Origin of the sequence: Aporhodopirellula aestuarii (genome assembly GCF_023701485.1) — a bacterium.
In the GTDB taxonomy this organism is placed as follows: Bacteria; Planctomycetota; Planctomycetia; order Pirellulales; family Pirellulaceae; genus Rhodopirellula; species Rhodopirellula aestuarii.
In genome coordinates, this window is the sequence record NZ_JAMQBK010000005.1 from 1 (window position 1) to 6,919 (window position 6,919).

Below are 6,919 nucleotides of genomic sequence, written 5' to 3' on the forward strand. Positions count from 1 at the left end.
TTCGCTTGAGTAGCGATCAGACTGCAGTCGTCGCGTTAGGGATCGACACCGAAGGTCGCAAGCAGGTGCTGGGCTTTGTTCTGGGAAGCAGCGAAAGTCTGGAAATTGCGAGCGATTTAATGAGCCGAATTACGAATCGCGGGTTCACTTGCTCTCATCGTCTGTACGTCGTACTCGATGGAAGTGATGCGTTGCGTGGTGCCGCCAAAGAACACTTTCCCGATGCGGTGGTTCAGCGCTGCTTGGTTCACAAAGAGCGAAATTTGAAGGCAAAGCTATCCAAGCGGCATTGGGGTGAGGTCTCTCGTCTGTTCACGCGTCTTCGCAACGTCCAGGGCTACGAGGCAGCCAAAGAAGTATTTGATGAGTTGGATAAGTTTATCAAGCCGATCAACGCCGAGGCGCACACAAGCCTGCGCGAAGCCGGGAGGATCTTCTGGCGTTACATCGCTTGAACGTTCCGAACACGCTTCAACGTTGCCTTCTGAGCACCAATGCGATCGAAAACTCGTTCCGCACCACGCGCCGCAAGCTCAGGCGCGTGACACGCTTTCGAGCTGAGACGGATCAAGCAAGTCGTTGGCTTTCCTGCGCGTTGTTGGAGGCCGAGAAAGGCTTTCGCCGGATCACTGGATGCAAGTCACTACCACATCTGCTGGCAACGTTGGCGAGACCCAAACCAAAACCAAGCCAAGAATGCTTTCTCACTTCCTGGAGCTCGCCTAGGGACATCGATTGTTTTAGTGACATTTTTAGCGTAACGACCCGGGCCGTCCGGTATCGCGGGACCGGACGGCTCGCGCCGTTACGCTACATTCAAAATCCTTCAGTTATAAAATCGGCGTTCCACGGCGAGCTCCAATAGTTGGGCCTTGTTGCTCACTCAAGCCTGAGCACTTGCGTTTTTACCAAACAGACCATCACGAGATTCAACGACAAACGGGACGTACCCGGGTCACGGGCTGTTGGCAACTATGGTCTTTAGAGAACGCCTGGGTGACGAGCATCCAAACGACGATCATGGGGTTGTAGACTCGGTCGCGATATTGATGACCTAGTTGATCGCAGATGGCGAGCGTTTTGGCTTGGGGCAATAGCAAATGACAGAGAGACTTGGCCGCTCGGGGTTTGCTTAGAGCCTCTGCGGGGTGAGTGGGGAGACTGACGTTCCACGGTGGAGCCTCCTGAGAGCAGTAATGTGAGGAACCACCGTCTCAAAGGAGCTTCGCCGTGATTTCGAATTCAAATTGGCACTCGAGATGCTGAGCCCAGTCGTGTGATATTTGCTAGCACTACCGGTTGTTGCCTATCGCCCGCGCATCTACCGCATATTGATTGTTGACGCTTGCCCCCGCGTCATTCGTACCGGACGCCTTTTCTTTGACGCGAGTTGTGGGATCCATGTGGCAGGGTAGCCGTTGGTCCGTGCACCGCATCAGCAAGAATTGCCAACTAGATCATTTTTCATTTATTGCGTCTTTAGACTCTTGTTCCTGCCGGTCCATGATTGCCTGAATGTCTTCCGCGGAGGAGCCATCGGTTACGACCGTCGGTTCGCCACCTCCGCCACAACCCGGCACAGCAGAAAAGGTCATAAGTGCTACTAAGATCATCATTAGGTTCTTCATTCGAGCTCTATCAAGTAGAAAGGAAGTTTTCTAAAACACTGAATGCCAAAATTCCCGGCATCAGAATATATAGAAGAAGTCACTGAGATTGAAATGGGCGTTGGTGACATTTAGAAAATCGCTGACACCGAAGTGTCAGCGATCGGTTAATTTAAAAAATCGCAGGTCACTGAGGTGACCTGCATATGCTTCCTGCTTTTCTCTAAAATTCTTCGCTAATAACTTCTTTGCTAGCTGAAGTTCCAAGTGCACCCCACAGGCCGTATGGGCTGATCGAGCCGGGGGCACGAACACCTGTGCCATCTTTCCAAACCCCGCCGATGGACGGATCACCAGCCTCGATCGAGTCAGTAATGAACTTGACCGCTCCATCGCCCATCAACACATGGCAGCCACCTTGATGCTGACTGGACATGGTCCCGATGATAACAATGTCATTAAAGTTACTGCGACCACAGATTTCGCTATTGGGTGGCAGAATGGTAAAGGTCGAGCTGAATACTGATGAAACGTCCGCCCAGCGATAGCCGCGCGAGCGATCTTCACGTTGTGCGGTACCACTCCAAAAGCGAGGACGCGCCGGGTCAATTTGCCCACGACAGGCAAGTGGGTTATCTCTAATTAATGTCGCATTGTTGCCGCCACCGCTGCCCTGTGTGCTAGAACGGATGTCTCTGTCGCCTAAGTAGGTAATCATCTCACCCATCGCGATGGTATTTGAGAGGCCGTCCAGGCAATCGCGGAAGTTGCCTTTGTTGTTCCACATCTTGAAAAATCCACGATGGGAGGCGCGATTATACTGAGAAGCAGCTGCGGGCGTCGGGTTGGCATCGTCTGAATAGATACTATCTCCAAGCATGGAAGAGGCAAAAACTGAATCGCCCAAGCATGCACCGTAGTTAGTTCGTCCTGAAGCTGGCAGGCCCTGCCCAGGGTCACTTGGGCAGCGCAGGGCTGGGATGTTAGTCGCCCACGGTTTGTAATCCAAACGATTTGGCGTAGGCCCCATCGCATTCCAAGTGCCACCATCTGTGGATGGATTGCTGATCTGTTCCCAAATGGCCTGCTGCTCCATGAAAGGCATAAGGCCGACAAATGCACTTAGCTTGGAATTATTGCAGACAAGACTATCTCGCCATCGACTCTGTACGGCGTTAACTGGAACCGTTGCTGCTGGAATGCTACCCGCGCCGGTGCCATTTATCGTACCAGCACCATGAGTTGGCAACAGCTGATAAGCGGAATGGTAATTGTGCATCGCAAGCCCAATTTGCTTGAAATTGTTGCTGCAGCTCATTCGCCGAGCTGCTTCGCGAGCGGCCTGGACGGCCGGGAGCAGAAGCCCCACCAAAACGCCAATAATGGCGATCACGACGAGGAGTTCGACAAGTGTGAACCCGTAGTTTTTTTGCCTGACCATCGTTTTTCCTTCTAGGTGAAAATGACAAACTATTCGACAGCCCTAATGGGCTTCGTTGCACTGTTGCATGCGAGCTATGGGCGCATTTTGAAAGTACTTAACTGAAATTTGCCTTTTTTTGTAAATCATTTTTTAAAAACTTTTGGAATCGCCTTCGGCTGGTGTTCCTCCCGTAAATTGCGGGGTTTGAGGCGGTTTCGCGGATGTCGGATTGTCTCGTTAAGGGGGCTGGAAGGTCGCTACGGCATGCGAATCGCACTAGACGGGGGAGGGGGCGTTGCACCGCACGGGGGGCGGGTAGGTTGCAAGCGAGTTGGGGTGTCGGCGACTCGCTGCCCCGGCGGCGTGCCCGTCTGGTTCATTTTTTTCGGGGGGTGAGTATGCTTTTGCAGCAAATGTTTTCGCTTTGGCGGGGTGTACTTCTGTCAGAGAGGGGACGCGAAAAGACAGGGCTTTTGGGTGAATGGGCGGGTGATGACCGCGAAGATTGCAGTGGCTTCGCTTCCCGGTTTGGCGTCCTGCGGTGAGACCGGTTGGTTGGTGCTTATGGCGGGAGCGGAAAGACAAGTCAGTCGCGAATAGGCGTATCTACCCATGAAATTTAAATTTTGTTAGTTCAGAGTGGCAGGGTTTGCGCCATTACCAAGGGGCTCGCCATTGCGCTTGCGCCGTGTGTCACTGAGAATCGATCGAGGAATGAGTTGAATACAAAAGCCCCCTCTCATCGCGACCAAGTCAACGCGTTATTCGTGTTGCACTCGCCACGAATTCGCGGATTCATCCTCAGCCTCATTCCCAACATGAGTCGGGCGGATGACGTCATGCAGGAGACGTTCCTGACGGTTTCCGCCAAAGCGGATGACTACGAGGAGGGAACTAACTTCGTCGCCTGGGCGTGCACGATCGCGCGTTTCAAGGTGCTCGAGGAATGTAATCGCAATCAAAAAGCCTCTTTGATGTTGTCGCCTGATGTGATCGATGCGGTTTGTGTGGCGCATGCTCCGTTGTCAGCGGAGGATGACGAAGCCCGTCTGAAAGCGTTGAAGGACTGCATGGACTCGCTTGCCCCACACACGCGGCGTGCGGTCGAGTTGCGATACACGCGAGCGCACAGTGCCGCGGAGATCGCGTCGCTGCTCGGTTGGTCGACGGATTCGGTTTACGTGGTGTTGTCGCGGGCCCGACAAGCACTGCAGAAATGTATCAATGCTCATTTAAATGCGGTGAGCTAACGAAAATGGATATTGCTCGACTCGAAAAATTGCTTGATCTCTACCTCGACGAGGGGCTCGATTCGGAGACGAAACGAGAGCTCGAAGAGATGCTGCTCGCTTCGCCGCGAGCCCGAGCGTTCTTCTGGGAACGCACTCAGCTGAACGCGCACCTTCGTCAGCACGGACAGGAAAGTTGGGGGAACGATCTCGATCCGGGCGGCGAGCCACCGGTCGAGATCGCTGAGGTGAAGTCACGCAATAAGTCACTGGTGCTGACGTGGATCGTCGGTATCGCCGCGAGCGTGATATTCATGGGGCTGGGCTATTGGGGGATGCAAACGCGGGTTGGCGGTAATGCGTTCCGCTTTGCTAAAAACGACTCACCTCAAACGTCGACGGTCGATGGCAACGCCCCACTTCTCTCCGAAGTCTGGGTCGCCGTGTTGCGGAAAGCCGTTGATGTGGAGTGGAATGATCCGGAATCGGCGCCCAGTGTGGGTGAGCCAATGACGGCACGCCGCATCCAGTTCGAAAATGGGTTGGTCGAAATCCAAACGAACCGTGGTGCGTTGATCGTGTTGAAGGGGCCGGCTGACCTGGAAGTCGTTAGCGACATGGAAATTAGGTGTGCCAAGGGGCGATTGAGTGTTGATGTCCCGCCGCCTGCCCATGGTTTTTTAGTGCAAACGCCGTTGGTGAAGGTTGTCGATCGCGGGACGGCTTTTGCAATGGATGTTCGCGGTGATACCACCGCCGAGGTGCACGTGATCGACGGTTTGGTTGAGCTGATGTCGCCCACGGAAGATTCGCCGATGCGTGAGTTGCGTGAAGGGGAAGCTGTTGGTGTCGCCGTGGACGGGCTTTACAAAGACATTCCGGCCGACACGAAATCGTTTCCATCGGCGGCTGATATCAATTCAAGAACCCGGGTGGCCGTCAACGCGGCGAGACAGGCGTGGCGACAACGGCGAAAAGCGATTGCGAGTGACCCGTCGTGCCTGCTGTATTTTGATTTTGAGAGAACTGATCCTAAGGAAGAAGGGTTCAAGGACACTGTCATTCGCAATCACGCAAACCGGGCAACTGAAGGTAGCGATGGGACGATCGTTGGTTGCGATTGGACGAGCGGTCGTTGGCCGGGTAAGCGTGCTTTGGATTTCAAGAACGTTTCGGATCGTGTCCTGTTCGCAGTCGACGGCGAGCATGAATCACTCACCTGCATTGCCTCGGTTCGTCTCGGTGCAATCGATCGGGAATTCACTTCGTTGTTGATGTCAGATGATGCGATCGAAGGCGAGTTGCAGTGGCAAATTTCGCGGCCGCAATCGGATGGTTCGATCGGCCGGTTGCAGTTTGGGCGTTGGGGTTCTACCGGTTGGCACGCGGAAGACGATTTCCTGAGCAAGCCGATCATTGGTCCGCAACAATTTGGGACTTGGATGCAGTTGGCGTTTGTTTGGGACGGTGAGACCGGCGTCTGCAGTCAATACGTGGATGGCGTTCTTGTCAGTCGCAATAGCTCACGTGCACTTTCGGGGGCACGTTATTTACGGACGGGGCGGTTGGAACTGGGCAACTGGACTCCTCGTTTCGAGCTCGCCGGGAGTTCAGTGGTTCGCAACTTCAGCGGCCGAATCGACGAGTTCGTGATGTTTGATCGCGCGTTCAGTCCGGAGGATATTCTCGCGTTCCAAGATTTGAAGTCTGCCTACTGGAAAGGAAGTCATTCCGATGAATGGAATCACCCCGCCAATTGGATGGCGGGCGTTTCTCCATTGCGATCGGATGATGTCTACGTCGATGGAGGTGTCGAGCGGAAAGCTGTCTTCAGCGATGGCGTCTCAGATGATTTGAACCGCGTGATCGTTGGTTCGAAGTTGGGACGTTATGGCGAGCTTGATATTACAGGTGGAAGTCTTGTTGCCACTCGTAGCTCTGACCGACACACTCGCGTCGGCGTTGCCGGTGGAATGGGCGTCGTCACGCAGAGCGGCGGCAACGCAAGTCTCAATTCGCTCCAAATCGGGTTAGACCCTCAATCACAAGGGATCTATCAATTGAGCGGCGGCAAATTGCGTTTGACACGTGGGGTTAGCCCGACAACCGGAAGCCTCGACGTTGGCCCGCAACAGGGACGCGGTATTTTTGAAATCTCGGGCGGAGCCCTGTCGACCCGTCGGGGCGTTACGTTGGGACGCGACGGTGGCACGGGAATCTTTGTCGTTCAAGGATCGGCAGCAGAAGAGATTAAGATTGGGTCGATTGGCGATGGCGATGGTTTCTGGGTGCAAAACCCAGGAAGCATTCTCAAAGCAAGAGTCGATGAGGGAGGTCTCACCGGGATCTTCATCGATGATGTCACCGGTATCGACGGCGCTCATGTGATGTTCGAGAACGGCGCGTTGCTAGATGTCGGCTTTAGCGGTCCGCCCATCGCGGGTGCGTGGGACGTTATGAAGTGGGAAGGCCGGCTGATTGACAGTGGTTTGCAATTCGCCGATGACGTCGATCTCGATGTCTGGAGCTTTGAATTCGTTGACACGGACTCGTCGGGTGCCGCCGATACGCTACGTGTGACGGCGAACCCCTGATTGTCGGATTGATGTCTTTGACTTTGTTTGTGCGAAAGGCCAGATGAAGAACTGTAGGCCGGACCG

The 6,919-nt window shown here is 54.3% G+C and carries 4 protein-coding genes and 1 pseudogene; 3 read left to right on the forward strand and 2 right to left on the reverse strand.

Annotated elements, in window-relative coordinates:
• Window positions 1-688, forward strand: a pseudogene (locus NB063_RS01115) (transposase); the annotation flags it as partial.
• Between the two features lie 769 nt (window positions 689-1,457).
• Here the strand turns inward: NB063_RS01115 and NB063_RS01120 are convergent.
• Together NB063_RS01120 and NB063_RS01125 are read right to left on the reverse strand one after the other, a co-directional pair.
• Window positions 1,458-1,628: a hypothetical protein gene (locus NB063_RS01120; protein WP_250926889.1), complete on the reverse strand. Its 171-nt coding sequence runs from the start codon at window positions 1,626-1,628 to the stop codon at window positions 1,458-1,460.
• 202 nt (window positions 1,629-1,830) lie between these two features.
• Window positions 1,831-3,048: a DUF1559 domain-containing protein gene (locus tag NB063_RS01125; protein WP_250926890.1), complete on the reverse strand. Its 1,218-nt coding sequence runs from the start codon at window positions 3,046-3,048 to the stop codon at window positions 1,831-1,833.
• Window positions 3,049-3,749: 701 nt separating this feature from the next.
• Here NB063_RS01125 and NB063_RS01130 point away from each other — a divergent pair.
• Window positions 3,750-4,280 carry a sigma-70 family RNA polymerase sigma factor gene (locus NB063_RS01130; RefSeq protein ID WP_250926891.1) on the forward strand — a complete coding sequence of 177 codons (531 nt, stop codon included), beginning with the start codon at window positions 3,750-3,752 and terminating at the stop codon, window positions 4,278-4,280.
• Window positions 4,281-4,285: 5 nt separating this feature from the next.
• Window positions 4,286-6,853 carry a LamG-like jellyroll fold domain-containing protein gene (locus NB063_RS01135; protein WP_250926892.1) on the forward strand — a complete coding sequence of 856 codons (2,568 nt, stop codon included), beginning with the start codon at window positions 4,286-4,288 and terminating at the stop codon, window positions 6,851-6,853.
• The last annotated feature ends 66 nt before the right edge of the window (window positions 6,854-6,919 follow it).

What these genes read in the sequence shown, in the direction of transcription:
- NB063_RS01120 (WP_250926889.1), bottom strand. Translation starts at nt 1,628, where the DNA reads ATGAAGAACCTAATGATGATCTTAGTAGCACTTATGACCTTTTCTGCT.
- NB063_RS01125 (WP_250926890.1), bottom strand. Translation starts at nt 3,048, where the DNA reads ATGGTCAGGCAAAAAAACTACGGGTTCACACTTGTCGAACTCCTCGTC.
- NB063_RS01135 (WP_250926892.1), top strand. Translation starts at nt 4,286, where the DNA reads ATGGATATTGCTCGACTCGAAAAATTGCTTGATCTCTACCTCGACGAG.